At 68.1% G+C, this 22964-nt stretch carries 27 protein-coding genes; 16 read left to right on the top strand and 11 right to left on the bottom strand.

All coding sequences use genetic code 11. The features are described 5' to 3' along the window. Positions 1–3: 3 nt before the first annotated feature. Complete coding sequence (locus ACTWPB_RS13080; protein WP_446225914.1) at positions 4–1476, bottom strand: DHA2 family efflux MFS transporter permease subunit; 1473 nt, start codon at positions 1474–1476, stop codon at positions 4–6. Positions 1477–1503: 27 nt separating this feature from the next. Further along, positions 1504–2178, bottom strand: a complete 675-nt coding sequence (locus tag ACTWPB_RS13075; RefSeq protein ID WP_446225913.1) for a PadR family transcriptional regulator — start codon at positions 2176–2178, stop codon at positions 1504–1506. Positions 2179–2364: 186 nt separating this feature from the next. On the opposite strand from ACTWPB_RS13075, the gene ACTWPB_RS13070 reads away from it, so the two are divergent. Together ACTWPB_RS13070 and ACTWPB_RS13065 are read left to right on the top strand one after the other, a co-directional pair. Then, positions 2365–2658, top strand: coding sequence for a hypothetical protein (locus tag ACTWPB_RS13070; RefSeq protein ID WP_446225912.1), 294 nt, complete (start codon positions 2365–2367; stop codon positions 2656–2658). Positions 2659–2695: 37 nt separating this feature from the next. After that, positions 2696–2839, top strand: a complete 144-nt coding sequence (locus ACTWPB_RS13065; protein WP_446225911.1) for a hypothetical protein — start codon at positions 2696–2698, stop codon at positions 2837–2839. Positions 2840–2865: 26 nt separating this feature from the next. On the opposite strand, the gene ACTWPB_RS13060 is transcribed toward ACTWPB_RS13065, so the two are convergent. Next, complete coding sequence (locus ACTWPB_RS13060) at positions 2866–3474, bottom strand: hypothetical protein (RefSeq protein WP_446225910.1); 609 nt, start codon at positions 3472–3474, stop codon at positions 2866–2868. A gap of 247 nt (positions 3475–3721) precedes the next feature. Between ACTWPB_RS13060 and ACTWPB_RS13055 the strand changes: the two genes are divergently transcribed. Genes ACTWPB_RS13055 through ACTWPB_RS13040 form a run of 4 tightly spaced genes read left to right on the top strand, consistent with a single transcriptional unit; the run spans position 3722 to position 7154 of the window. Next, positions 3722–4606 carry an ABC transporter substrate-binding protein gene (locus tag ACTWPB_RS13055; protein WP_446226324.1) on the top strand — a complete coding sequence of 295 codons (885 nt, stop codon included), beginning with the start codon at positions 3722–3724 and terminating at the stop codon, positions 4604–4606. Positions 4607–4633: 27 nt separating this feature from the next. Beyond that, the gene (locus tag ACTWPB_RS13050) at positions 4634–5782 is read left to right on the top strand and encodes an ABC transporter ATP-binding protein (protein WP_446225909.1); all 1149 of its coding nucleotides are present in this window, start codon (positions 4634–4636) and stop codon (positions 5780–5782) included. Then, a complete protein-coding gene (locus tag ACTWPB_RS13045) occupies positions 5779–6438 on the top strand; it encodes an ABC transporter permease (RefSeq protein WP_446225908.1) in 660 nt (219 codons plus the stop codon). The genes ACTWPB_RS13050 and ACTWPB_RS13045 overlap by 4 nt, the downstream gene beginning before the upstream one ends. Next, positions 6435–7154, top strand: a complete 720-nt coding sequence (locus tag ACTWPB_RS13040; RefSeq protein ID WP_446225907.1) for an ABC transporter permease — start codon at positions 6435–6437, stop codon at positions 7152–7154. Before ACTWPB_RS13045 ends, ACTWPB_RS13040 begins: the two co-directional genes overlap by 4 nt. 42 nt (positions 7155–7196) lie before the next feature. On the opposite strand, the gene ACTWPB_RS13035 is transcribed toward ACTWPB_RS13040, so the two are convergent. The 5 genes from ACTWPB_RS13035 to ACTWPB_RS13015 form a co-directional block, all read right to left on the bottom strand. Then, positions 7197–7406: a hypothetical protein gene (locus tag ACTWPB_RS13035; protein ID WP_446225906.1), complete on the bottom strand. Its 210-nt coding sequence runs from the start codon at positions 7404–7406 to the stop codon at positions 7197–7199. Positions 7407–7475: 69 nt separating this feature from the next. Continuing rightward, the gene (locus tag ACTWPB_RS13030) at positions 7476–8696 is read right to left on the bottom strand and encodes an NAD(P)-dependent malic enzyme (RefSeq protein ID WP_446225905.1); all 1221 of its coding nucleotides are present in this window, start codon (positions 8694–8696) and stop codon (positions 7476–7478) included. A gap of 420 nt (positions 8697–9116) precedes the next feature. Further along, a complete protein-coding gene (locus ACTWPB_RS13025) occupies positions 9117–10673 on the bottom strand; it encodes an FAD-binding protein (protein ID WP_446225904.1) in 1557 nt (518 codons plus the stop codon). 51 nt (positions 10674–10724) lie between these two features. Continuing rightward, on the bottom strand, positions 10725–10982 hold the full coding sequence (locus ACTWPB_RS13020) for a hypothetical protein (protein WP_446226323.1): 258 nt from the start codon (positions 10980–10982) through the stop codon (positions 10725–10727). A gap of 5 nt (positions 10983–10987) precedes the next feature. Further along, positions 10988–11842, bottom strand: coding sequence for a PHP domain-containing protein (locus ACTWPB_RS13015; protein WP_446225903.1), 855 nt, complete (start codon positions 11840–11842; stop codon positions 10988–10990). 69 nt (positions 11843–11911) lie between these two features. On the opposite strand from ACTWPB_RS13015, the gene ACTWPB_RS13010 reads away from it, so the two are divergent. After that, positions 11912–12997: a magnesium and cobalt transport protein CorA gene (locus tag ACTWPB_RS13010; RefSeq protein ID WP_446226322.1), complete on the top strand. Its 1086-nt coding sequence runs from the start codon at positions 11912–11914 to the stop codon at positions 12995–12997. Here ACTWPB_RS13010 and ACTWPB_RS13005 read toward each other — a convergent pair. From ACTWPB_RS13005 to ACTWPB_RS12995, 3 genes are all read right to left on the bottom strand, one after another. Further along, entirely contained in the window at positions 12994–13575 is a 582-nt protein-coding gene (locus ACTWPB_RS13005; protein WP_446225902.1) for a suppressor of fused domain protein, read from the bottom strand. The genes ACTWPB_RS13010 and ACTWPB_RS13005 overlap by 4 nt on opposite strands. Positions 13576–13579: 4 nt before the next feature. Continuing rightward, positions 13580–14074: a general stress protein gene (locus ACTWPB_RS13000; RefSeq protein WP_056813349.1), complete on the bottom strand. Its 495-nt coding sequence runs from the start codon at positions 14072–14074 to the stop codon at positions 13580–13582. A gap of 73 nt (positions 14075–14147) precedes the next feature. Further along, the gene (locus ACTWPB_RS12995; protein WP_446225901.1) at positions 14148–15077 is read right to left on the bottom strand and encodes an HpcH/HpaI aldolase/citrate lyase family protein; all 930 of its coding nucleotides are present in this window, start codon (positions 15075–15077) and stop codon (positions 14148–14150) included. A 52-nt stretch (positions 15078–15129) separates the two neighbouring features. Here ACTWPB_RS12995 and ACTWPB_RS12990 point away from each other — a divergent pair, with 52 nt between their 5' ends. The 9 genes from ACTWPB_RS12990 (at position 15130) to ACTWPB_RS12950 (ending at position 22964) form a co-directional block, all read left to right on the top strand. Beyond that, positions 15130–16431, top strand: a complete 1302-nt coding sequence (locus ACTWPB_RS12990) for a magnesium transporter MgtE N-terminal domain-containing protein (protein WP_446225900.1) — start codon at positions 15130–15132, stop codon at positions 16429–16431. A 2-nt stretch (positions 16432–16433) separates the two neighbouring features. Continuing rightward, on the top strand, positions 16434–17024 hold the full coding sequence (locus tag ACTWPB_RS12985) for a DUF1003 domain-containing protein (protein WP_446225899.1): 591 nt from the start codon (positions 16434–16436) through the stop codon (positions 17022–17024). A gap of 180 nt (positions 17025–17204) precedes the next feature. Then, positions 17205–18515, top strand: coding sequence for a lytic murein transglycosylase (locus tag ACTWPB_RS12980; RefSeq protein WP_446225898.1), 1311 nt, complete (start codon positions 17205–17207; stop codon positions 18513–18515). Positions 18516–18611: 96 nt separating this feature from the next. Beyond that, entirely contained in the window at positions 18612–19475 is an 864-nt protein-coding gene (locus tag ACTWPB_RS12975) for a lytic transglycosylase domain-containing protein (protein WP_446225897.1), read from the top strand. Positions 19476–19548: 73 nt separating this feature from the next. Next, positions 19549–20685 (top strand): Mrp/NBP35 family ATP-binding protein, encoded by a 1137-nt coding sequence (locus tag ACTWPB_RS12970; protein ID WP_446225896.1) that lies wholly within the window; start codon positions 19549–19551, stop codon positions 20683–20685. A 120-nt stretch (positions 20686–20805) separates the two neighbouring features. Next, positions 20806–21126: a DivIVA domain-containing protein gene (locus tag ACTWPB_RS12965; RefSeq protein ID WP_446225895.1), complete on the top strand. Its 321-nt coding sequence runs from the start codon at positions 20806–20808 to the stop codon at positions 21124–21126. Next, positions 21123–21755 (top strand): DNA-3-methyladenine glycosylase I, encoded by a 633-nt coding sequence (locus tag ACTWPB_RS12960; RefSeq protein WP_446225894.1) that lies wholly within the window; start codon positions 21123–21125, stop codon positions 21753–21755. Before ACTWPB_RS12965 ends, ACTWPB_RS12960 begins: the two co-directional genes overlap by 4 nt. 106 nt (positions 21756–21861) lie before the next feature. Continuing rightward, positions 21862–22029 carry a DUF3117 domain-containing protein gene (locus ACTWPB_RS12955; protein WP_011211259.1) on the top strand — a complete coding sequence of 56 codons (168 nt, stop codon included), beginning with the start codon at positions 21862–21864 and terminating at the stop codon, positions 22027–22029. After that, positions 22026–22964, top strand: a complete 939-nt coding sequence (locus ACTWPB_RS12950; protein WP_446226321.1) for a putative RNA methyltransferase — start codon at positions 22026–22028, stop codon at positions 22962–22964. Before ACTWPB_RS12955 ends, ACTWPB_RS12950 begins: the two co-directional genes overlap by 4 nt.

Below are 22964 nucleotides of genomic sequence, written 5' to 3'. Positions count from 1 at the left end.
GCATCAGGCCGAAGCGTCGGCCCTCTCCCGTGCAGTAGCCTTACCCGCCGACTTCCCATGGCCCACGAACAGGGCCGAGGCGATGATGCCGATCACCAGGATCGAGGCGGGCAGGATCATCGACTGGGCCAGTGCGGCGCTGAATTCGTCGACGATCTGGGGCGGGAGCGGGCCGGTGGCCGCGCCCTCCCCGACCGGGCCGCCACCGCCGAGACCGTTGGCGGTCAGGCGGGCGGCGATCAGGGCGCTGATCGCGGCACTACCGAGAACCGAGCCGACCTGGCGGGTGGTGTTGTAGACACCGGCGCCGGCACCTGCCCGGGCGACCGGCAGGTTGTGGGTGGCGGTGGTGGCCAGCGGCGCCCAGATGCACGCGTTGGCCAGACCGGCGACGCCTGCGGCGATCAGGAACCAGATGATCGACGAATCCGGCGTCATGAGCACGCCGAAGCTGAAGACCGAACCGGCGAACAGGGTGAAACCGATGCTCGGCAGCAGGCGCGGTGGCAGCCGGTCCGAGATCTTGCCGATGAACGGCGCGGCGAAGCCGGTGATGATCGCCATCGGCGCGAAGACCAGCGCCGAGACGGTCGGCGACATCTCGCGCACCGACTGCAGATAGAAGTACGTGGGCACCATCATCGAGGTGACCGCGGCGCCCATCGCGGCGATCGCCAGGTTCGACAGCGCGAAATTGCGGTCGCGGAACAGACTCAGCGGCACCAGCGGTTCACCGGAGTTGCGCGCCTGGTTGATCACGAACACGACCAGCATCACCACACCGAAGCCGATCAGCAGCCAGATCCGCAACGACCAGTCCTGCGAATTGCCCTCCTGGATACCGAAAACCAGAGCGAGCAAGCCGACGCCGCTGAGGATCACGCCGACGATGTCGAACTTGTGGTCGCTGGTCGGCAGCGCAGGCACCAGCCACACGGCCAGCCCGAACGCGATGATGCCGACCGGCACATTGACGAAGAAGATCCACTCCCAGCCCAGGTTGTCGACCAGCACACCACCCAGAATCGGGCCGATCAGCGTCGCCAGCCCCGCGACACCGCCCCACAGGCCCATCGCGGCACCGCGCTTGTCCGGCGCGAAGGTGCGGGTGATGACGGCCATCGTCTGCGGCGTCATCAGCGCGGCGCCGATGCCCTGGGCGGCGCGGGCGGCGATCAGCATGCCGATGCTGCCCGACAGGCCGCACCACAGCGAGGCGGCGGTGAAGATCGCCAGGCCGATCAGGTAGATGTTCTTCGGCCCGAATTTGTCGCCCAGACGGCCGGTGACCAGCAGCGGCACCGCGTAGGTGAGCAGGTAGGCGCTGGTCACCCAGATGACGTTGGAGATATCGGTGCTGAGCTCGGTCATGATGACCGGATTGGCGACCGCGACGATCGTCATATCCAACAGGATCATGAAGAACCCGACCACCAGCGCGAAGAGTGCTAGCCACGGATTGCGTTGGGCGGTCATCGAATTCGTTCCAATCGCGGGAGGGATTCAGCTTCGGGCAGCCCAGCGGGGCCGGGGCGCGGTGCGATCCCCCTCCGGCCATTCGTGGGCGTGATCGTCGGTGATCCGTTCGCCGGTGACGGCGTCGAATTGCTCCCATGGCACGGCTCCGCCGCCGAGCTCGGCGGCGAAGTCTTCGATCCACGTGAGTTCGGCGTGGACAGTGGCGCGAATGTATTCCAGGACAACGTAATAGCGGCGCGGGATGGCACGGCTGCGCGTCACGTCGAGCAGCACGTCCAGGTCGGTCCGTGACTGGCTCAGGTACGCCACGCGCTCATCGAGCAACGCGACGACCTGCTCCTGCGGGAGGGTGTGCGCCTCGGCCAACGCCACCCGGAAAATCGGATATTCCTGCACCGGCGTGCACAGCAGCTCGGCGATCCGCCCCCGCAGCGCGGTACGCCCGGAATCGGTGATCCGATAGGTGGTCCGCTCGGGCCGATTCCCGGCCCGGCCGACCCCTTCCGCCACCACCATCTCGTCGTCGCCCAGCCGGGCCACCACGTGATACAGCGACCCCGGCCGCACCTTGACCAGCAGATCCTCCCGCCGAGCGATCAACAGCTGATACATCTCGTACGGATGCATCGGCCGCTCATCGAGCAACGCGAGCACCGCGATAGCCAACGGCGTCATCACATTCCGCCCAGGCTGCCCCACCCCGCCACCTCCATTCAGCTCGCTATTCCAGACCGAATACTCCAGTAGGAATATACGGAGCGGAACATATGTCGGCAAGGTCGAAACCGGCAGATGTGCCAGAACCGCCGTAGACTTACAGCAGTCGAACATGACGATCTGGGGGATCAGATGGGGGCATATCGATTCCGGTCCACAGCCGCCGCGTTGCTGGCTGTCGCCATCACAACCACAGGCTGCGCCGATCTGGAACGAGCACTCAATCGCGGCGGCGACACCCTCTGCCACGACTACCTCGATCAGAACGCGGACGACCAGCGCATGACGATCACCAAGTTCATCCAGGAACGCCGCAACAACGACGGGGACCTGCCTCCGGCGACCATCGACGTCGCGCGAGGCGGCGTCAACATGCTGTGCTCGATCCCCTCTAACGCCGACGTCCCCATCGAGGACGCCACCCTGAAGGGTCTCGAAATCCGCATCATCCCGACCCGCTGAGGTCGCCGAAAGACCTGCCCGGGCGTTCTGGGGTTGGGTGGTTCCGATCGCCTCGCTGTGGTGCCCCGCTCTGTTCATCCACGATGTCGACAAAGCGTCGGCACTGCAGCCAGGGACTGATGGCGATCTGGTGGATCACCTGGGTCCGCGCCCGGATCGCTGGTCCAACACTGCTTCCTGACCCTGCCGCGTGTTCTGCGGGCTGCGCTACAGGCTGTGGGCGTCCAGCCAGGATCTGGCCGCGTCGGCGGGAGGGGTGCCGGTTTCGATCTGGTTGATCGACTCGATCAAGCCCTCGGTGGTCAGTTCGCCTGCTACGTAGTTGAGCTTTTTCAGCTGTTGACGGTCGAAGATGCCGGTGCGGTAGAGGGCGAGGATGTTCTGGGCGCGGAGGGTGTAGCCGGGGTCGGGGAGGGCGGCGCGGGGGCGCAGGTCGGTGCCGTCCGCCGCGTCGGTTACCGAAAGGCCCTGTGGGAGTGCGGCGTTGACTGCGGCGGCGACCTCGTCGGGTTTACGCGCGGGCGAGGTCGGGTTCCAGCGGTCCAGAAGGGCGCCGTTGCGGGCGGGCAGGACCGCGATGCGGCCTGCGTCGAGATCGGCGAGGGGGGTCGTCAATCCGGCCACGACAGTGGATTCGGTGCCCGTGCGAGCCAGTGCCTGGGAATAGATCTCGGCGAGCAGAACCGATTCCGTCGACGAATCCGCGCCGACCGCGACCACCGTCTTCGGGTCGTCGGATGCGCAGGAAATGGTGGTGAAAGCGCAGGCTGCGACCAGGATCGCGGCGGCGGTACGACGCACGGCGACCGAGTGCATCCGGCGACACCAACTTTCTGTATTTGCCGTCAACCCGCGCAATTCGGCCCGACGGCGGGCAGTATGAACTACCAGAATGTACCTGTGGCCCCCGGGTCGCACGCACCGCGCACTGCCCGCCTTTGCCGGAAGGACACCAGTGAAAACAGCCTTCGCCTCCTCATCACCAGGACAACGTCGGCCGGCACGCCGCCTCGCAGCGCGAGCGGGCCGGGTGCTGGTTGCCGCGGTGGCGCTGGCCGCCGCCATGATCGTCGCCGCCTGTGGCAACAGCGATCCGCTTGCCGCCAAGGGCGATTGCGCGAGCGATGCGTTGATCGTCGGGTCGGCCAACTTCCCCGAGTCCGAGACCGTCGCCAATATCTACACCGAGGTGCTGCGGATCAACGGCTTCAAGGTCGACACCAAGTTCGATATCGGCTCTCGCGAGGCCTACATTCCCGCACTGCGTCAGTGCGCGATCTCGCTGATCCCGGAATACACCGGCAACCTGCTGCAATACCTCGACAAGGACGCCACGGTCACCGCCGCGCCCGAGGTGAACGCCGCACTCGCCAAGGCGCTCGGCGACGACCTCGCCATCGCGACGCCAGCCCCCGGCGAGGATTCCGACGCGGTGGTCGTCACCCGCGCGACAGCCGACAGGTGGGGCTTGAAGTCCATCGCCGATCTCGCGCCGCACTCGGCGGAGGTGAAGTTCGGCGGGATGGCCGAATTCGCGCAGCGCCCAGGTGGACTGCCGGGTTTGGAGAAGACCTACGGCCTCGATATCAGCGACGCCAATTTCGTGCCGATCGCCGACGGCGGTGGCCCCGCGACAGTGCGCGCGCTGGTCGAGGGCCAGGTGAACGCGGCCGACATCTTCACCACCTCGCCGGCGATCGCGCAGAACGACCTGGTCGTGCTCGCCGATCCGAAGCACAATTTCGCGGCCCAGAACGTGGTACCGCTGTTCAATGCCGCGAAGAAGACCGACAAGGCCGTCGCCGTGCTCGACGCGGTATCGGCCAAACTGACCACCACCGAACTGATCTCGCTGAACACCGCCGTCTCGGGCGAGAGCAAGATCGAACCGAAGGCCGCCGCGCTCGCCTGGATCACCGCGCAGGGTTTGAACTCCCCCATCGGTTAGGAAACCTGCGCATCGAGGAGAAAAACATTGTCCGACATCGTATTCCGCGGTATCGACAAGACCTATCCGAACGGCACACACGCGGTGCGCGACCTGAACCTGCACATCGACTCGGGCTCGTTCACCGTCTTCGTCGGGCCGTCCGGCTGCGGCAAGACCACCTCGATGCGGATGATCAACCGGATGGTCGACCCCACCGCGGGCACCATCACCATCGACGGACGCGACATCGCGACGGTCGATCCGGTGAAATTGCGCCTCGGCATCGGCTACGTGATCCAGAGCGGCGGGCTGCTGCCCCACCGCAAGGTGGTCGACAATGTGGCGACCGTGCCGATCCTGCTCGGGCAATCACGCAAGGCCGCCCGCGCGGGGGCGCTGGAGGTCATGGACCGGGTCGGACTGGATCGCGCTCTGGCCGAGCGGTATCCGGCGCAACTCTCCGGTGGTCAGCAGCAGCGGGTCGGGGTGGCGCGGGCGCTTGCCGCGGACCCGCCGGTGCTGTTGATGGACGAGCCGTTCAGCGCGGTCGACCCGGTGGTGCGCGCCGAACTGCAATCGGAGATGCGGCGGCTGCAAGCGGAGCTGAACAAGACGATCGTGTTCGTGACCCACGACATCGACGAGGCGATCACCCTCGGCGACAAGATCGCGGTGTTCGGGCGCGGTGGGGTGTTACAGCAGTACGACACCCCGGAGCACGTATTGGCCCAGCCCGCAACGGATTTCGTCGCCGGATTCGTCGGAAGGGATCGCGGCTATCGAGGGCTGTCGTTCCGTAGTGCCGAAGCTGTTGCGCTGGAACCGATTCGGACGATCGAACCGGACGACATCGCCGAATTGCGCCTTGCCCAAGGAGAATGGGCACTTGTCGTCGACGCCTTCGGCAAGCCGGGCGGCTGGATCGACGTCACCGGCGTGGAGCGGGTGCGTGCGGGAAAACCCTTGGACTCCAGCGTTTCCGCCGGCGGCTCGCTGTTCACCCCGGACGGCGACCTCCGGCAGGCACTGGACGCGGCCATCTCCTCGCCCTCGGGCATCGGTGTCGCCGTCGACGAGGCGGGTGCTGTGCGCGGCGGGCTGCTCGCCACCGATGTGCTGACCCAACTCGCCGCACAGCGGGCAGCCGAAGACGCCGAACGCAATCAGGAGTTCTTCATCCAGGGCGCGTCGTGAGATATCTGATCGACAATTTCGCCGACATCATGATGATCGCCCGCACCCACCTGGTGCTCGCGCTGGTTCCCCTGCTGCTCGGCCTGGTGATCGCGGTCCCGGTCGGTGCGCTGGCGCGCGGAAACCGCTGGGCCCGGCGGATCACCACCACGATGTCGAGCCTGGCCTACACCATTCCATCGCTTGCGCTGTTCGTGATCATTCCGCCGCTGATCGGCATCTCCATGATCGACCCACTCACTGTGATCATCGCGCTCACCGTCTACTCGACCGCGCTGCTGCTGATCGCGGTGCCGATGGCGCTGGATACGGTGCCTGACAGCGTGATCGATGCCGCCGACGCGATCGGATTCGGGCGATTGCGACGCACCGTCACCGTCGATATGCCGTTGGCGCTACCGGTTTTCACCGCCTCGCTGCGCGTAGTGGTGGTCACCAATATCGCGATGGTGTCGGTCGGCGCGCTGATCGGCGTCGGCGGGCTCGGAAAGCTGTTCACACAGGGCTATCAGCGTGATTACCCCGACCAGATCATGGCGGGCATCATCGTCACCCTGGTGCTCGCGCTGATCTTCGATCGACTGGTGTTCGCGCTCGGCACCCTCGCGACCCCGTGGACCCGTGCCGATGCGCGGGGGAAAGGGGCGCGGTCGTGAACCTGTTCGCCGAAGCCTGGAACTACCTCAGCGACGGTGCCAACTGGGGCGGCCCCACCGGCATCGAACATCGCCTGCTGCAACATCTTTGGTACAGCTTCCTGGCGGTGGCGTTGTCGGCGGTGATCGCGGTGCCGCTCGGGCTGGTCATCGGGCATACGCGCCGCGGCAGCGCGGTGATGGTCGGCTTCGCCAATGCCATGCGGGCGCTGCCGACGCTCGGTCTGCTCACCTTTCTGGTACTCGGACTCGGGCTCGGGCTGATCCCGCCGCTGCTGGCCCTGATCACCGTCGGCATCCCGCCGCTGCTGGCGGGGGCGTACGCGGGGATCGCGAATGTGGGAGCCGATGTGGTCGACGCGTCGCGGGCGATGGGGATGACGCAGCGCCAGATCCTGTTCCGGGTCGAGGTGCCCAATGCGATGCCAGTGCTGCTGGGCGGCTTGCGCAGCGCCACTTTGCAAGTCGTCGCCACGGCGACCATCGCGGCCTACGTCAACCTCGGGGGGCTCGGCCGCTACATCTTCGACGGGATCGGGCTCTACCGGTACGACCTGGTGCTGGTCGGCGCTCTGCTGGTGGCGGCGCTGGCGCTGGCGCTCGACGGGCTGCTCGCGGTGGCGGTCTGGGCCAGCGTGCCAGGATCCGGCCGAGTCACGCGCCCTGCTGCCCCCGGCGTAATCGTGCAATCGAGCGCCGCACAATCAGAATTCTGACCGGAACGAGCCGTTTTGCACGATCAGACCGGTCCTGCAGCGTCAGTCGTCGCCGAGTAGTGCGCGCAGGTGCGGGTCGTCGGCCAGCACCTCCTGCATCCTGGCGCGACCGCGGGAACGCTGGGCTTGCGCGTGGATCCATTCCTGCGCAGCCAGCACCATCGCCACATTCACCGAAACCCCATCGGCCTCGGCCCCGGCGGCCAGCTGTTCGTAGACCTCGTCGGGGAGCTGCACGGTGATCGTGGTCATCGTTCGATGATCCCAGACGACGCGAAAGCGCCCCCGCTCCGGTGGGAACGGGGGCGCTGTCAGCAGAAACTAGGCGACACCCTCGGCGCGGGCGGCTTCCGCGACGGCCTCGGCCACAGCCGGAGCGACGCGCGGGTCGAGCGGGCTCGGGATGATCTTGTCGACGGCGAGCTCGTCGGCGACGACACCGAAGATGGCGTTCGCGGCGGCGACCTTCATGCCCTCGGTGATGCGGCGGGCACCGGCATCGAGGGCACCCTTGAACACACCGGGGAAGGCGAGCACATTGTTGATCTGGTTCGGGAAGTCGCTGCGGCCCGTCGCCACGATCGCCACGTACTTGGCGGCCACATCGGGGTGGATCTCCGGATCCGGGTTGGACATGGCGAACACGATCGCCTCCGGCGCCATCGACGCGATGAGCTCCTCGGGGATGGTGCCCGCGGACAGGCCGAGGAACACATCGGCACCGGCCAGCGCGTCGGCCGGGCCACCGGTCAGGCCGCGCGGGTTGGAGCGGGCGGCCAGGTCGGCCTTCACACCGTTGAGGCCGTCGCGACCGGCGCTGACGATGCCCTTGGAGTCGAGCACGACGACGTCGGGGACACCCGCGGCGATCAGGATGTTCGCACAGGCCACACCGGCCGCACCGGCACCGGAGACAACGACCTTGAGCGCCGACATGTCACGGCCCTGCACCGCGGCCGCGCCCTTGAGGGCGGCCAGCACCACGATGGCGGTGCCGTGCTGGTCGTCGTGCATGACCGGGCAGTCGAGCGCCTCGATGACGCGGCGCTCGATCTCGAAGCAGCGCGGGGCGGAGATGTCTTCCAGGTTCACCGCGCCGAAGCTCGGACGCAGGTGGATCAGCGTCTGGACGATCTCGTCGGGATCGGTAGTGTCGAGCACCAGCGGGATCGAGTTCAGGCCCGCGAACTTCTTGAACAGCGCGGCCTTGCCCTCCATCACGGGCAGCGAGGCGCGCGGACCGATGTCGCCGAGGCCGAGCACGGCGGTGCCGTCGCTGACCACGACCACGAGGCGGTCGGTCCAGGTGTAGGTCTTGGTGAGCGCGGGGTCCTCGGCGATCGCACGGCTGACCTGGGCGACACCGGGGGTGTAGGCGATGGACAGATCGCGCTGGGTCTCGAGGGGGGAGCTGAGCTCGACAGACAGCTTTCCACCGAGGTGACCCGCGAAGATCTCCTCCTGGGTGATCGCAGCGAGGCTCGCTGCGTCATCGGCCTTGGGCGCCGCGGTGGCATTCGGTGCGTCAGTCACAGGTGACACGATTTCACTCCTGCTCGAGTCGGGCTCAACCGGGGGACGGTTACCGCCGGGTATATCGGAACTACGAATTTCTGGGGCGCCGGATTGCTGCGACGCCGGATCGCTATCACGCTCATCGGGTGCGCGACCGCACGCGTTTCGCGGTGGCTACCGGGTATGCGTGGCGCGGCATTGATCCGCCGAGCGGAACCGGACGGGTGTGTCCGGGCGAGCAGGGTCGACCGACGCTGCGACGGTGCGTCGCACGGCGGAAGGTCGCCGATGTCCCCGATCCCGGCGGTGGCAAGGGAAGGGAATCCGCAATATTCTGCCAGCATGGTGCGTCGATTGCCAAACCGCGTCATGTATCGAGCGTAGCCGGGTCGAATTGCCATGGCGTAAGCGAAAACTCGCAGCGCAGCGGGTACATCCGGTGAACTTTCACACCGTGGCGGGGGTGGCCGCGGTGAGCTCGCCACCGAGTGGCTCCGGCCATTCCTCGCGACGAACCCACACGTCGTCGAGCCCACCACAGCGCAGCCGGACCTGCCAAGCCGGGCGCGCGTCGGGGTGGTCGATGCGACGGTGGATACCGCGGCTCTCGGCGCGCACCAGCGCGCTGTAGCCCGCCCACCGGGCGACGGCGAGCAGGGCAGCAGCCTGGCGTGCCCGCAGCTGCCCGACCCCGAGGCCACCGAGTTCGAACTGGGCGCCGGGCCACATGGCGTCCAGCTCGGCGATGCTGTCACCGAGGCTGCCCGCGCTACGCCGGTAGCTGCGGCGCAGCGGCAGCGTGTGTTCCTGCACCAGACCGACCACCGAACGCGGATCGATGTGGGCATGGGGGCCCAGGCCCGCGCCGGGCACGGGGCGCGCGCTGCTCGCCCGTTCGTTGGCGACCGCGAACGCGGCGGCACCCAGCCCCGCCCAGGTGCCCGAGGCCAGCGCCCACGCACCGTTGAGACCGCCCGCGGCGCCCGCCGCTCCGGTGACCACCTGCCTGCCCGTCACATCGCCCGCACCGAACAGGCCACGGATCGTCGTCGAGCAATCAGTGTCGGCGAGGGCGAGCCCGCCCGCGCCGCGGATGGTTCCCTCCAGCACGGCCCGCACGGGAACCCGTCCCGTGGCATCGATCGCACCGTGTCTGCTCAGCCAGTGCCGGACGGTGTCGGGCACCTCGTTCAGGGCGGCGAAGACCCGCCTGCCGTCGGCGATGGCGGTGAGGGCCGCCGGATACCGGTCGGGCAGTTCGGCTCCCGCTTCGTCGTAGAGCGCCGCGAAATGCACCGACAGACCGGGCGCGACCGCCGGATGCGGATGTACGCGGGAGAGCACCGGTGCCAGTCCATAGGCGCTGGAGAATTCCATCCCGCACAGTTCGGCACCGGCCTCGGCCGCCATCAGCAGGCCCTCACCGGTGCTCACCTCGGTGCCCGCGCCGCCGGACAGGAAGGCACAGCCACCCGTGGCGACCACGACCGCGCCCGCCCGGACGGCCCACGGCCGAAACTTGTTGTGGCGCTGAACCCCGGTGGCCCCGACCACCGTGCCCGCCGGATCGACGAGCAGTTGCAGCGCCGGATGATGATCGAGGATGCGCACCCCCGCCTCCAGCGCGCCGCGACGAAGTCTGCGCAGGTAGCTCGCGCCGTCGAAGTGCACGTGGGCCGGGTCACCGTTCGGGTCGGGCACGCGGTGGCGGGTGCCCGACCAGGTCTGCAATCGCCGGTGGGTCTCGTCGACGACGCGGTGCAGCCAGGCCCGGTCACCGAGACCGCCGCCGGACACGAACACCTTCTCGACCGCCTCGGCACGGCCGGGTCCGGGCGGAATGTCCCAGAGCACGGTGGTGCCGTACACGGTGGGACCGCTGGAACCGCAGCGGCTCTTGTCGACCAGAACCACCCGCGCACCCGTCGCCGCGGCCGAGACGGCGGCCCAGAGCCCGGCGGGTCCACCGCCGAGGATCAAGACGTCCGTTTCGATGCTGGTCACAGAGAGAATTATTCGGGCACAGTTCACCCGTCCGCAACCATTACGCGTCCGTCAACCCCACCATTGTGTCCAAAGCAATACACCGGCCGTGACCAAGATCGTCGCCGATCCCAGCAATGCCGGCATCCCGCGACGCCGGTCGGCGAAGACCTGCGCCACGACCACCAGCACCGCGGCCACGAAATGCCACGTCAGCGATTCAGCGCCCGGCCCGGGAAAGTCGCGGCGCGAGCCGATCACGGCCGCGCCGATGACCACGCTCAACAGCACGAGCACTCCGCCCGCGACGACGCCGCTGACCGTGCGCATCAGCGTCACGGGGCGATCACCGGCGTCCCGCTCGCCTTGTCGATGAGCGCTTCGTACTGCTCGGGATCGGTGGCGCACGCGCCGATCTCGATGGTCTTGTTGCTGCCGTGATAGTCCGACGAGCCGGTTCGGACCAGGCCCAATTCCCGCGAAAGTCCGGTCAGCACAAGGCGATCGGCGGTGCTGTGATCCGGGTGGTCGATCTCGAGCCCGCCCAGGCCCAGCTCGGCAAGCGCCCTGATCTCGTCGAGCGCCAGCAGTCTGCCCCTGGTGCGCGCGCGGGCATGGGCGATCACGCTGACCCCGCCCGCGGCCGCGATCAACTGCACCGCCCTGGTCAGCGGGGTGTCGGCCTTCTCGGCGTAGTACGGCCCGTGCGGGGCGAGCAGATCGACGAACGCGGCGTTCACGCTCTCGACCACTCCGGCCGCGACCAGCGCCTGCGCCAGATGCGGCCTGCCAACGGCGGGACCGGCGCTCGCCATCACCGCGTCGGGATCGATCGGCAGTCCGTCGGCCGCCATCTTGTCGGCCATCGCCCGCACCCTGGCCACCCGCTCGCCGCGCAACCGCTCGCGTTCGGTGGCGAACCCACGGTCGGTGGGGTCGAACAGATACGCCAGCAGGTGCACCGGCACCGGGTAGCCGTCCTCCCCCATGCCCGTGCACGACATCTCCATGCCACGCACCACCGTGAGCCCCGGCGGGCGGGCGGCCTCGGCCTCGGCCCAGCCTGCGGTGGTGTCGTGGTCGGTGATCGCGACGACGTCGAGTCCGGCCGCCGCGGCATGCCGCACCAGTGCGGCCGGGGTGTCGGTGCCGTCGGAGGCGGTGGAATGGGTATGCAGGTCGATGCGCACACCCTCAGTCTTACAGTGCGACCTCGGCCTGGCACGCGCTCGTCCGCCGAGACCGGTGATGGCCGTAGGATCGCGCTGGTGCCCTCCCTACCGCCGATACCGTCGTTTCGTGGCCCGGGCCGGGCCACGCATCCACGACCGCGGATCCCGGTGCCGACCGCGCGCGCCATCGTCGACTGCGGCGTCTATGTCGATGGCGTACGCACGCCGGGACATTTCACCCCGCAGGAGGCATTGCGCGAGGCGAGCAAGACCGAATCCGGCTTCGTCTGGGTCGGACTGCATGATCCCGACGAGACGCAGATGAACGAGATCGCCCGGATCTTCGACCTGCACGCGCTCGCGGTGGAAGACGCCGTGCAGGGCCGCCAGCGCCCCAAGCTGGAGCGCTACGACAACACCCTGTTCCTGGTGATGCGCACCGTCAGCTACGTCGAGCACGATATCCACGCCATCAGCGAGATCGTCGAGACCGGCGACATCATGGTCTTCACCGGCCCACATTTCGCGATCACCGTGCGCCACGGCGAACACACCGGCCTCGCGGGGGTGCGCCGGGAACTCGAGGGCAATCCCGATCAGCTGCGGCTGGGTCCGTGCTCGGTGCTGCACGCGGTCGCCGACCACGTGGTCGACTCCTACGTCGAGGTGTCGGAATCGGTGGAAGAGGACATCGACGAGATGGAAGAGGCCGTGTTCACGCCGTCGTCGAAGATCGGCATCGAGTCGATCTATCAGCTCAAACGTGAAGTCGTCGAACTGCGGCGGGCCGTCGGGCCGCTCGGATTGCCGTTGCAGCAACTGGTGCACAACCAGGACCTGCCGCTACCCAAGGAGATTCGCCGCTACCTGCGCGACGTCGCCGATCACCACACCAGCGTCTCCGAGCACATCACCTACTTCGACGAATCGCTCAACGCGCTGGTGAACGCGGCCCTGGCCAAGATCAGCGTCCAGCAGAACACCGACATGCGCAAGATCTCGGCCTACGCCGCGATGGCGGCGGTGCCGACGATGATCGCGGGCGTCTACGGCATGAACTTCGACCACATGTGGGAGCTGCACCAGGTGTGGGCCTATCCCGCCGTGCTGATGCTCATGGGGGCGCTGTGCGCGCTGTTGTTCCGCAGTTTCCGCCGCAACAAGTGGCTCTAGAGGTTCACCGCACCGCGTTCGGGGTCGCGCACGTCGATACCGGCCTCGGCCCACGCGTCGCGCAGCGCCTGCGCACCGCGGACCCGCACCCAGGCGGCCTCGGTCGCGGTCACCGGGGTGACGCTGAGATAGCGCACCGGGTCGGCGGGATCGGGCAGCGCGATCGCGGGGATGTCGCTCTCGCCCAGCACCACCGCGGTGAACTTCGCGTTGCGCCACAGCGGTTCGCCGAGGTCCAGGAGCGCGTCGGCTTGCAGCACAACACCTTCCACCGACGGCGAGGCGACCAGGACACCGAGGGATTTGGCCACCCCGACCTGCGGGTCGGCACTCATCAACAGCGTCAGGATCAGTTCGGCGCGCGGTCCGCGCACCGGGTCGGCCAGCAGGTCGGTCGGATCACCCATCGGATGACGTGAACCGCCCAGCGTCGCGTAGTGGACCGCGCCGTCGCCCGGGATCCGCAGGATCTCCACGGGTTCGAGCCCGAGGAAGGTCACCGAGGCCGAATCGACCTGTGCGCGTTCGACTTCGAAGTGATCCAGCACCGCGGTGCGGACCGTGTTCTCTACATCCATTGCGCTACAGGGCCAATCGGGCCAGCATGTCGCGGGCTTGTTCGGCGGACTTCGGGTCGCACAGCACGTCGTAGCGCCCCGCGACCAACTGCATGGTCGAGGCGAAATCGCGCTGGCCCTTGGTGGCCGCGTACGGGATCGAGGTGGTGATGACGCCGAAGACGATGCCGCCCAGCAGACCGACGACGAGCGGTCCGAGCGCGCCGCCGGTGGTGGTGAACAGGCTCAGCAGCAGGCCGAGGAACAGGCCGAGCCACGCACCCGACACCACACCGCCCCCGATGACCTTGCCCCACGTCAGCCGGTAGAGCACCCGCTCGACCTGCATCAGATCGACACCGACGATGGTCACATCCTGCACCGGGAACTGTCCGTCGGCCAGGTAGTCGACCGCACGCTGCGCCTCGGCGTAGGTGGGATAGGAGCCGACCGGCCAGCCCGACGGCGGCGTCGGCAACGCCTGCCGCCCGCGATTCGAGTTGCCCAAGGGATTCGTCATAGTCCTATTCTGCTATTCCTGGACCGGCTGTGCCGCAGTGAAACGCGTGATCGCGCGGCGATGACCTGAGGAATCAAGCGTCAGTCCTTGTCATTCCTGCTGCACGGCCCTTGTCTGCTACAACCTGAGCCATTTTGGCGCTGGCCTCGTCGATCATCTCATCTCCCAACATGACAGCGCCACGTGCGCCGCCTGCCTCGGAGGTGTGGAAGGCGTAGCTCTCCAAGATCAGCTCGGCGCGGTCGTAGTCGGCCTGACGTGGGCTGAAGATCTCGTTGGCCGCGTCCACCTGGCCCGGATGCAGCACCCACTTGCCGTCGAAACCCAGTGCGGCCGTACGGCTCGCGGCCCGGCGGAAACCGTCGACATCGCGAATCTGCAGGTAGGGGCCGTCGATCGCCTGTAAGCCGTGTGCGCGGGCGGTGAGCAGGATCGTCATCAGGATGTGGTGATAGGCGTCGCCGACGTCGTAACCCTGCGGCTGCTCGCCGACCACCAGCGTGCGCATATTGATGCTGGCCATGAAATCGGCAGGCCCGAACACCAGCGCCTGCACGCGCGGGCTCGCGGTGGCGATCGCATCGATATTGCGCAGGCCGAGCGCGTTCTCGATTTGCGGTTCGATGCCGATCCGCCCCACCTCGAGACCGCTCGCCTTCTCCAGCTGGGTCAGCAGCAGATCGAGCGCCCGCACCTGTCCCGCATCGGTGACCTTGGGCAGCAGGATCGCGTCGAGCCAGCTGCCCGCACCCTCGACCACGCTGATCACATCGGCGAAGGTCCATTCGGTCGACCAGTCGTTGACCCGGACCACCCGCAACTGCGCACCCCAGCCGGGTTCGTTCAGCGCGGCGACGATGTTCGCCCGCGCGGCGGCCTTGGCGCCGGGGGCGACCGCGTCCTCCAGATCGAGGAACACCTCGTCCACCGGCAGAGTCTTCGCCTTGGCGATCATCTTCGGGTTGCTTCCCGGTACGGCGAGCACCGAACGACGTGGCTTCATGAGGAGCGCCTCCTGACTGAGCGGGGAGTACCCGACCGATAACCTGATGGTCATGGCAACCACCAGGGTGTATGTCGCCCGGCTCGCCGGCCTGACGGTGCTGGGTCCGGACGGGGAGTCTATCGGCCGGGTCCGCGACGTGGTCGTCGCCGTCCGGCACGGGCGCCAGCCGCCACGCGTGCACGGGCTCGTCGTCGAATTGCTCACCCGGCGACGAATTTTCGTGCCGATGCTGCGAGTCACCGCGATCGAACCCGGCATGGTCACGCTCAATACCGGGACCGTGAGCCTGCGCCGGTTCGCCCAGCGCGCGGGTGAACTCCTCGCCCTGGCGCAGATCGTGGATTCGCAGGTGCGGGTGAACGACCCGGATCTGCCGGATCTGGCCGACGTCGATGTGCTCGTCGCCGATCTGGGGATGGAGCAGACCAGGACCCGGGATTGGATCGTCAGCCGGGTCGCGGTGCGCGGGCATCGGCGGATCGGGCGCAGGCGCGCGGTGCACGTCGTGGAGTGGTCACAGGTCGACGGGCTCACCCCGGCCGAGGTGGACCGGCCAGGCCAGGATGTGACCACTCTGCTCACCCAGTTCGAGGGGCTGCGCGCGGCCGATGTCGCGCATCGGTTGCGTGAGCTGCCGGAGAAACGTCGCATCGAGGTGGCGATCGCCCTCGATGACGAACGCCTGGCCGACGTGGTCCAGGAACTGCCCGACGACGATCAGGTGGACCTGCTCGGCCATCTCGAGGTGCGCCGCGCCGCCGACGTGCTCGAGGCGATGGACCCCGACGACGCCGCCGACCTGTTGGGCGAGCTGCCCGAGAGCGAAGCCGAATCGCTGCTGGCACTGATGGATCCCGAGGAATCCGAGCCGGTGCGCCGATTGCTCGCGCACTCCCCCGACACCGCGGGCGGTCTGATGACGCCGAAACCGATCGTCCTCGGGCCCGCGACAACGGTGGCCGAAGCGCTGGCTCGGGTCCGCGACCCCGACCTCACGCCCGCGCTGGCCTCGATGGCCTTCGTCGTGCGACCGCCGACGGCCACCCCGACCGGCCGCTACCTGGGCTGCGTGCACATTCAGCAGTTGCTGCGGGAACCGCCCGCGCATCTGGTGGGCGGGATCGTCGACAGTGATCTGGCGCCGCTGTCACCCGATCTGCCGCTCTCGGCGGTGACCCGCTATTTCGCTACCTACAACCTGGTGTGCGGGCCGGTGGTCGACGCGGAGAATCACCTGCTCGGCGCGGTGACCGTCGACGACGTCCTCGACCATCTGCTGCCAGAGGATTGGCGGGAAGAGGAACCACCGGCGCTCGGCCGGGTCGACGCGAGACTGGTGAACGGGAGTTAGGTGTGAGTGAGAAGAATCCGGCCAGGCAGCGGCTGGAGACCCCGGTCGGGTCGCGGTTGCGTTTCGACTGGGACTCCGACGCGTTCGCCCGCACCAGCGAGCGGGTCGCGCGGTTCCTCGGCACCGGACGCTATCTGGCGATGCAGACGGTGCTCGTCATCGTGTGGATCGTGCTCAATGTGTTCGTGGTGTGGCTGCGCTGGGATCCGTACCCGTTCATCCTGCTCAACCTGGCCTTTTCCACCCAGGCCGCCTACGCGGCGCCGCTGATCCTGCTGGCGCAGAACCGCCAGGACAACAGGGACAAGGTCTCCCTCGAAGAGGACCGGACCAGGGCCGCGCAGACCAAAGCCGATACCGAGTTCCTCGCCCGCGAACTCGCCTCGCTGCGCCTCGCGGTCGGCGAGGTCGCCACCCGCGACTACCTGCGCCGGGAACTGGAGGAGATCAAGGACATGCTCGACCGCATCGACGCGGTCACCACGCCCGACGGCGCGCCGAAGACGGACAAAAAGCGGAAAGCGGTCCGCAAGAAAACCTCCGGTCAAACGCCCTCTTCCGCCCCGATTTCGCCTGGCGCTCCAGACGTATGACCGGAAATGCTCAACAACTTCCTGACCGGTAGGTAGCCTGGATCACGTTGTTCCGGGCGGGCCGGAGGGGGACTCTGCGGCCCGCCGCTTTTCGACGAAAAGGGTGTGGCCGTGCGAATCTCTGCTCCGATAACGATGTCGGCCCTTGTCGTCGCAGGTCTCGTCGCCTCGGGGTCTGGGGTGAATACCATCGACTCGAGCACCGCGCCGACCGCACCGGAAGCCCTGCTGGCCGCCACCGCGAGCACCGCCGAGGACACGCCCGAAGTCGATCCGTCCGAGATCGTCGGCCTGCTGCCGATCGCGCAGGAGGCCCCGCGCCGGTTGCGCGCCCTCTCGCCCAACGCCAACAGTGCCGCGCCCTTCGCGGGAACCGTTCCGCTACAGAGCATTTCGCTACCCCTCGGCAGCGGCGCACTCGGCATCCCGGAGATCGTGCTCGCCGCCTACCGCAATGCCGAGCTGGCCATGGAATCGGCGCAGCCGGGCTGCGGGCTCACCTGGAACCTGCTCGCGGGCATCGGCCGGATCGAATCCGGGCACGCCAGCAGTGGCCGCACCGATCCCGCAGGCACGACGACGACGCCGATCTTCGGGCCCGCACTGGACGGCACGTTGCCCGGCAACGAGATCATCAAGGAAGCCGACGGCGGATTCGTGCGGGCGCTTGGTCCTATGCAGTTCCTGCCGAGCACCTGGGTGCACTACGCCGCCGACGGCAACGGCGACGGCGCCGCGGACCCACACAATGTCTTCGACGCCGCGCTGGCCGCGGGCAAGTACCTCTGCTCAGGTGGCATGAACCTGCGCGAGGCGGCCCAGGAACTGCGAGCGGTGCTGCGCTACAACAACTCCATGTCCTACGCGGCCAATGTGCTGAGCTGGTCGGCGGCGTATCGCACCGGCGGCGCCCCGAGCCAGGTGGCCATCTCGCCGGAGATCATCCCGCCGGGCAGCGGCCCACTGGTGGCGCCCAATGTGCTGGCCGCCTCGACCAACACACCAACCACCACCACGCCCACCCCGACCACCCCGAAGGTCACCACGCCGACCCAGGTGATGATCACGCTGCCCGGTCTGCCGCCGATTCCGTGTGGCATCTTCTGCCCGGCGCCGGTCGCACCGCCCGAAACCTGTGTGAGCGAGCCGGTGCCCGCGCAGATGCCGAACCCGCTCGAACCCGCGGGGCAGCCCGTCGACCAGCCCGCCGAGCAGACTTACGGCGCCGCGGCGCCGAAGGATCCGGCGGTGCCCGAGCAGCCAGTGGCCGAACCCGCCGCGTGCACCCCGGCCGCCGCCGAGCCCACCGAGAAGCCCGCTCCAGTCACACCGGAGAAGACACCGGAGAAGACACCGGAACCAGGTGTCGCGCCCGTTGAGGAACCCGCACCCGCCGAGCCCGCACCGGTGGCGCCGACCCAGCAACCCGGCATCACGCTGCCGTTCGGCATCGTCATCCCGCTGCCGCCCGCCCCCGCGCCGGCTCCGTAGAAATCAAACCGAAACTCAGATCACAGAGGGGTAACAAAAAGGTCTCGGGTGCGGTAATCTCTTCTCATCCAACACGGTTGAGGAGGGCACCACACAGTGGGTCGTCATCGGAAACAGCCTGCTACAACGGTTCGGCGTAGCTCGCTCATCGCATTGACCGGTTTGGTCCCCGCTGGATTGGTAGCCGTTACCGCGGCCGCCACCGAGGCGACCACAGCAACCAACGCAGCTGTCGAGCACGACCTGCTGCCCGGCGCCGAGCCGGAGGCGTCGGCCGAGCTGGTCGCGGCGCCGCAGGCCGATGTCGCCGAGGTCGTCCACGCGCAAGCGCGCCAGTCGGCCTCGGCCACGCCGGTCGTGAAAACCGTTGCGCTCTCGGGTGATCGCACATCCGCCGATATGCCCGCGGGTCCGCTCGGCATTCCCGGCATCGCCGTCGCCGCCTATCAGACCGCCGAACAGCAACTGGCCGTGGAGAATCCGACCTGCGGGATGTCCTGGTCGCTGCTGGCGGGCATCGGCCGCGTCGAATCCACCCACGCCTACGGCAAGGCCGACGCGCAGGGCAATCCGATCAAGGCGGTCTACGGGCCCGTCCTCGACGGCAGCCTCTCGGGCAACAATGTCATCCACGACAGCGACGGCGGCGAGCTCGACGGCCTCGGCGGCTACGACCGCGCCATCGGCCCGATGCAGTTCCTGCCCGAAACCTGGCACCGCTACGCCGCCGACGGCAACGCCGACGGCATCTCCGACCCCCAGAACCTCTTCGACGCGGCCCTCACCGCGGGCCGCTATCTGTGCGACGGCGGCCTGAACATGCGCGATCTCTCGCAGCAATCGAAGGCCATCCTGCGCTACAACAACTCGATGGCCTACGTCGCCAACGTGATGGCCTGGTCGGGTTCGTACTCCAGCGGCCTCGCCCCCAAGCCCCAGGACCTCCCCCGGATCCACTAGGAACCGGCCCCACCGGCCATCGACTGTCGTCCCCGTATCGTCGGCCGATCCGGGGACGCATAACATCGAGGGTATGTCAGTGATTACGGAAGCGGATGTGCGGGCGGCGCTCGCGAAGGTCGACGATCCGGAGATCCGCAAACCGATCACCGAGTTGGGCATGGTCAAGTCCATCGCCATCGCCGACAGCGGTGATGTGCACATCGAGATCTACCTGACCACCTCCGGGTGCCCGTTGCGGACCGAGATCATCCAGCGGGTCACCAAGGGCGTCGCCGACGTCAACGGGGCGGGGGCGGTGACCGTCGACCTCGATGTGATGAGCGATGAGCAGCGCACCGAGCTGCGTAAATCGCTGCGTGGCGATTCGGCCGAGCCGGTCATCCCGTTCGCCCAGCCCGGTTCGCTGACCCGCGTGTACGCGGTGGCCTCCGGCAAGGGTGGCGTCGGCAAGTCCAGCGTCACCGCCAACCTGGCCGTCGCGCTGGCACAGCGTGGGCTGTCGGTCGGTGTGCTCGACGCCGATATCTACGGCCACTCCATCCCGCGCATGCTCGGCTCCGACGCCAAGCCCACCCAGGTCGAGCGGATGATCATGCCGCCGGTCGCGCACGACGTGAAGATGATCTCGATCGCGCAGTTCACCCAGGGCAATACCCCCGTGGTGTGGCGCGGCCCGATGCTGCACCGCGCGCTGCAGCAGTTCCTCGCCGACGTGTTCTGGGGCGACCTGGACGTGCTGCTGCTCGACCTGCCGCCCGGCACCGGCGACGTCGCGATCTCCCTGGCCCAGCTCATCCCCAGCGCCGAGATCCTGGTCGTCACCACCCCGCAGATCGCGGCCGCCGAGGTGGCCGAGCGCGCGGGTGCGATCGCCCTGCAGACCCGCCAGCGCATCGCCGGGGTCGTGGAGAACATGTCCTGGCTCGACCTGCCCGACGGTTCCCGCATGGAGCTCTACGGCTCCGGCGGTGGCCAGGTCGTCGCCGACCGCCTCACCCGCGCCGTCGGCTCGAACGTGCCACTTCTCGGCCAGGTCCCGATCGAACAGGCGCTGCGCGAAGGCGGCGACGACGGTAACCCGATCGTGCTCTCCGACCCGGAGAACCCGGCCGCCGTCGCCCTGCTCGGCATCGCCGACAAACTCGCCGTCCGCAAGCGCGGCCTGGCGGGCATGTCCCTGGGGATCGACACCACCCGGCACCTGTAAGAACATGGGTAACTCACCGGGTACGGGCGAACCTGATCACTACGAGAGCCGTCGGCCGCCAACGGCACGCGAGTCCGCGCACGAGTCCGGCCTGAATTCCCGGAGAGGCGGGGGAGCTTAATGCTGACGCTGCTTCTTTACGTGCTCATCGTCGGGTTGGTCGCGGCGATGCTGTTTCTCGTCGCCAGTGCGGTGTTCGGGCGGTCCGAGGAGCTCGGGTCGTTGCCCGAGGGGACCACCGCTACCGTGCTGCCCGCCGATGGGGTCACGGGGGCCGATGTGCGGGCATTGCGGTTCCAGCAGGTGGTGCGCGGGTACAAGGCCGGTGAGGTCGACTGGGCGCTGAGCAGGCTGGCCGAGCGGATCGATGAACTCGAGTTCGAGCTGGCGCAGGCTCGGCAGTGGCAGGCGCAGGTGGCGGCGGGCCAGGATCGCGGGTGAGCGAGCTCGCCGACGACGGCCTCGTTCGCTGCGACTGGTCGACCGGCTCACAGCTGTACCGCGATTACCACGACACGGAGTGGGGCAGGCCCCTGCACGGCGACGACGCCATGTTCGAACGGCTCTGCCTCGAAGCTTTCCAGTCCGGGCTGGCCTGGATCACCGTCCTGCGTAAGCGACCGGCGTTTCGCACCGCGTTCGCCGGTTTCGAGATCGCGAAGGTCGCCGAATTCGGTGATCACGACCGTGCGCGGCTGCTGGCCGACGTCGGCATCGTGCGCAACCGGGCCAAGATCGACGCGGTGATCAACAACGCCCGAGTTGCTCGCGACCTGCCGGTGAGCCTCGACGAGCTGGTGTGGTCCTTCGCACCCGCGCCACGCCCACGGCCCACCTCGATCGCAAATGTGCCCGCCACCACACCCGAATCCGTTGCTCTGGCAAAGGAATTGAAGCGTCGCGGGTTCGCTTTCGTCGGCCCGACGACGGCGTATGCCCTCATGCAGGCCACCGGCATGGTGGACGATCACCTGGATGTTTGCTGGGTGAGCGCGGCACCGAACGGAACCGACTCGGCAGTCACATTTCGCACTCAGGTGTCCGCTCGCGACGGCAATAGGGAAGAATAGGACCAGTGTGGCCCGCCGAACACCCGGCGAGCCCGCTGGTTGGCGACAACCGGCAGACGAGAAAACAGTGCGCAGAACCACCGCGCAGATCTGGAGGGAGCAGAGGATGGCGGCCATGAAGCCCCGTACCGGGGACGGTCCCCTCGAAGCAACCAAGGAAGGTCGTGGAATCGTCATGCGGGTTCCACTCGAGGGTGGCGGGCGTCTGGTCGTCGAACTCACACCGGACGAGGCTGCGGCGCTCGGTGACGAACTGAAAAGCGTCACCAGCTGAATGCGCTGACCGAGGTTGCCGCACTTCTGGCCTGCCCGGAGTGCGGCGATGAACTGCAACCGCACGATCGTGCGCTGCGATGCGGTACCGGTCACAGCTTCGACATCGCCCGCCAGGGTTATGTCGGGCTGCTGACCGGCGCATCGACGAAAATGACCGGCGATACCGCCGACATGCTCGACGCCCGCGCCGCTTTTCAGGGTGCGGGCCATTTCGCCCCGATCGCCGCGGCGATCGCGCACGCCTTCGGCACCGCGGACGGCCACCGAACTCGTGGCATCCCCGCCCGCGACGACACGACCGAACTCGCCGCAACACCACCGCACGCCGACGCGATGCCGCTCGTGCGCACGACCGCATCGGCTGGCACCGTGCTCGAAATCGGCGCGGGCACGGGCTACTACCTAGCCGACGTCCTCGACGCACACCCCGGCCTTTTCGGCATCGCCTTGGACGTGGCCAAACCCGCCGCGCGCCGAGCCGCCCGCGCGCACCCTCGCGCCGCCTCGGTACTGGCCGACGCCTGGCGCGGCCTGCCCCTGCGAGAGGACACCCTCACCGGCGTCCTCTCGGTCTTCGCCCCGCGCAACCCGGCCGAAGTCGCCCGCGTCCTCGCACCGGGCGGGCGCTTCGTCGTCGTCACTCCCACGGCCCGGCATCTGGGCGAGCTGATCGGCCCGCTCAGCATGGTCAGTGTCGACCCCGACAAGGACCGCCGCCTGGCCGACTCCCTGGCAGGCACCTTCACCCGCGCCGAGCACACCGCCGTCGAGTTCCCGATGAAGCTGTCCCGCCCTGACGTCACCCACGTCGTCGCGATGGGCCCGTCGGCCTTCCACGGCACCCCCGCCGATGATCCACGCATCGCGGCCCTACCCGAGATCACCGAGGTGACGGCCTCGGTGACCGTGTCGACCTACCTACCGATTTCCTGA

This window comes from Nocardia sp. IBHARD005 (genome assembly GCF_052814245.1).
This window is presented reverse-complemented; position numbering and strand designations above follow the sequence as displayed.

What these genes read in the sequence shown, in the direction of transcription:
- ACTWPB_RS13020 (WP_446226323.1), bottom strand. Translation starts at nt 10,982, where the DNA reads ATGCGCACGGTCAGCGGCGTCGTCGCGGGCGGAGTGCTCGTGCTGTTG.
- ACTWPB_RS13055 (WP_446226324.1), top strand. Translation starts at nt 3,722, where the DNA reads ATGATCGTCGCCGCCTGTGGCAACAGCGATCCGCTTGCCGCCAAGGGC.
- ACTWPB_RS13060 (WP_446225910.1), bottom strand. Translation starts at nt 3,474, where the DNA reads ATGCACTCGGTCGCCGTGCGTCGTACCGCCGCCGCGATCCTGGTCGCA.
- ACTWPB_RS12970 (WP_446225896.1), top strand. Translation starts at nt 19,549, where the DNA reads ATGTCAGTGATTACGGAAGCGGATGTGCGGGCGGCGCTCGCGAAGGTC.
- ACTWPB_RS13080 (WP_446225914.1), bottom strand. Translation starts at nt 1,476, where the DNA reads ATGACCGCCCAACGCAATCCGTGGCTAGCACTCTTCGCGCTGGTGGTC.
- ACTWPB_RS13035 (WP_446225906.1), bottom strand. Translation starts at nt 7,406, where the DNA reads ATGACCACGATCACCGTGCAGCTCCCCGACGAGGTCTACGAACAGCTG.
- ACTWPB_RS12965 (WP_446225895.1), top strand. Translation starts at nt 20,806, where the DNA reads ATGCTGACGCTGCTTCTTTACGTGCTCATCGTCGGGTTGGTCGCGGCG.
- ACTWPB_RS13005 (WP_446225902.1), bottom strand. Translation starts at nt 13,575, where the DNA reads ATGGATGTAGAGAACACGGTCCGCACCGCGGTGCTGGATCACTTCGAA.
- ACTWPB_RS12995 (WP_446225901.1), bottom strand. Translation starts at nt 15,077, where the DNA reads ATGAAGCCACGTCGTTCGGTGCTCGCCGTACCGGGAAGCAACCCGAAG.
- ACTWPB_RS12955 (WP_011211259.1), top strand. Translation starts at nt 21,862, where the DNA reads ATGGCGGCCATGAAGCCCCGTACCGGGGACGGTCCCCTCGAAGCAACC.
- ACTWPB_RS12990 (WP_446225900.1), top strand. Translation starts at nt 15,130, where the DNA reads ATGGCAACCACCAGGGTGTATGTCGCCCGGCTCGCCGGCCTGACGGTG.
- ACTWPB_RS13000 (WP_056813349.1), bottom strand. Translation starts at nt 14,074, where the DNA reads ATGACGAATCCCTTGGGCAACTCGAATCGCGGGCGGCAGGCGTTGCCG.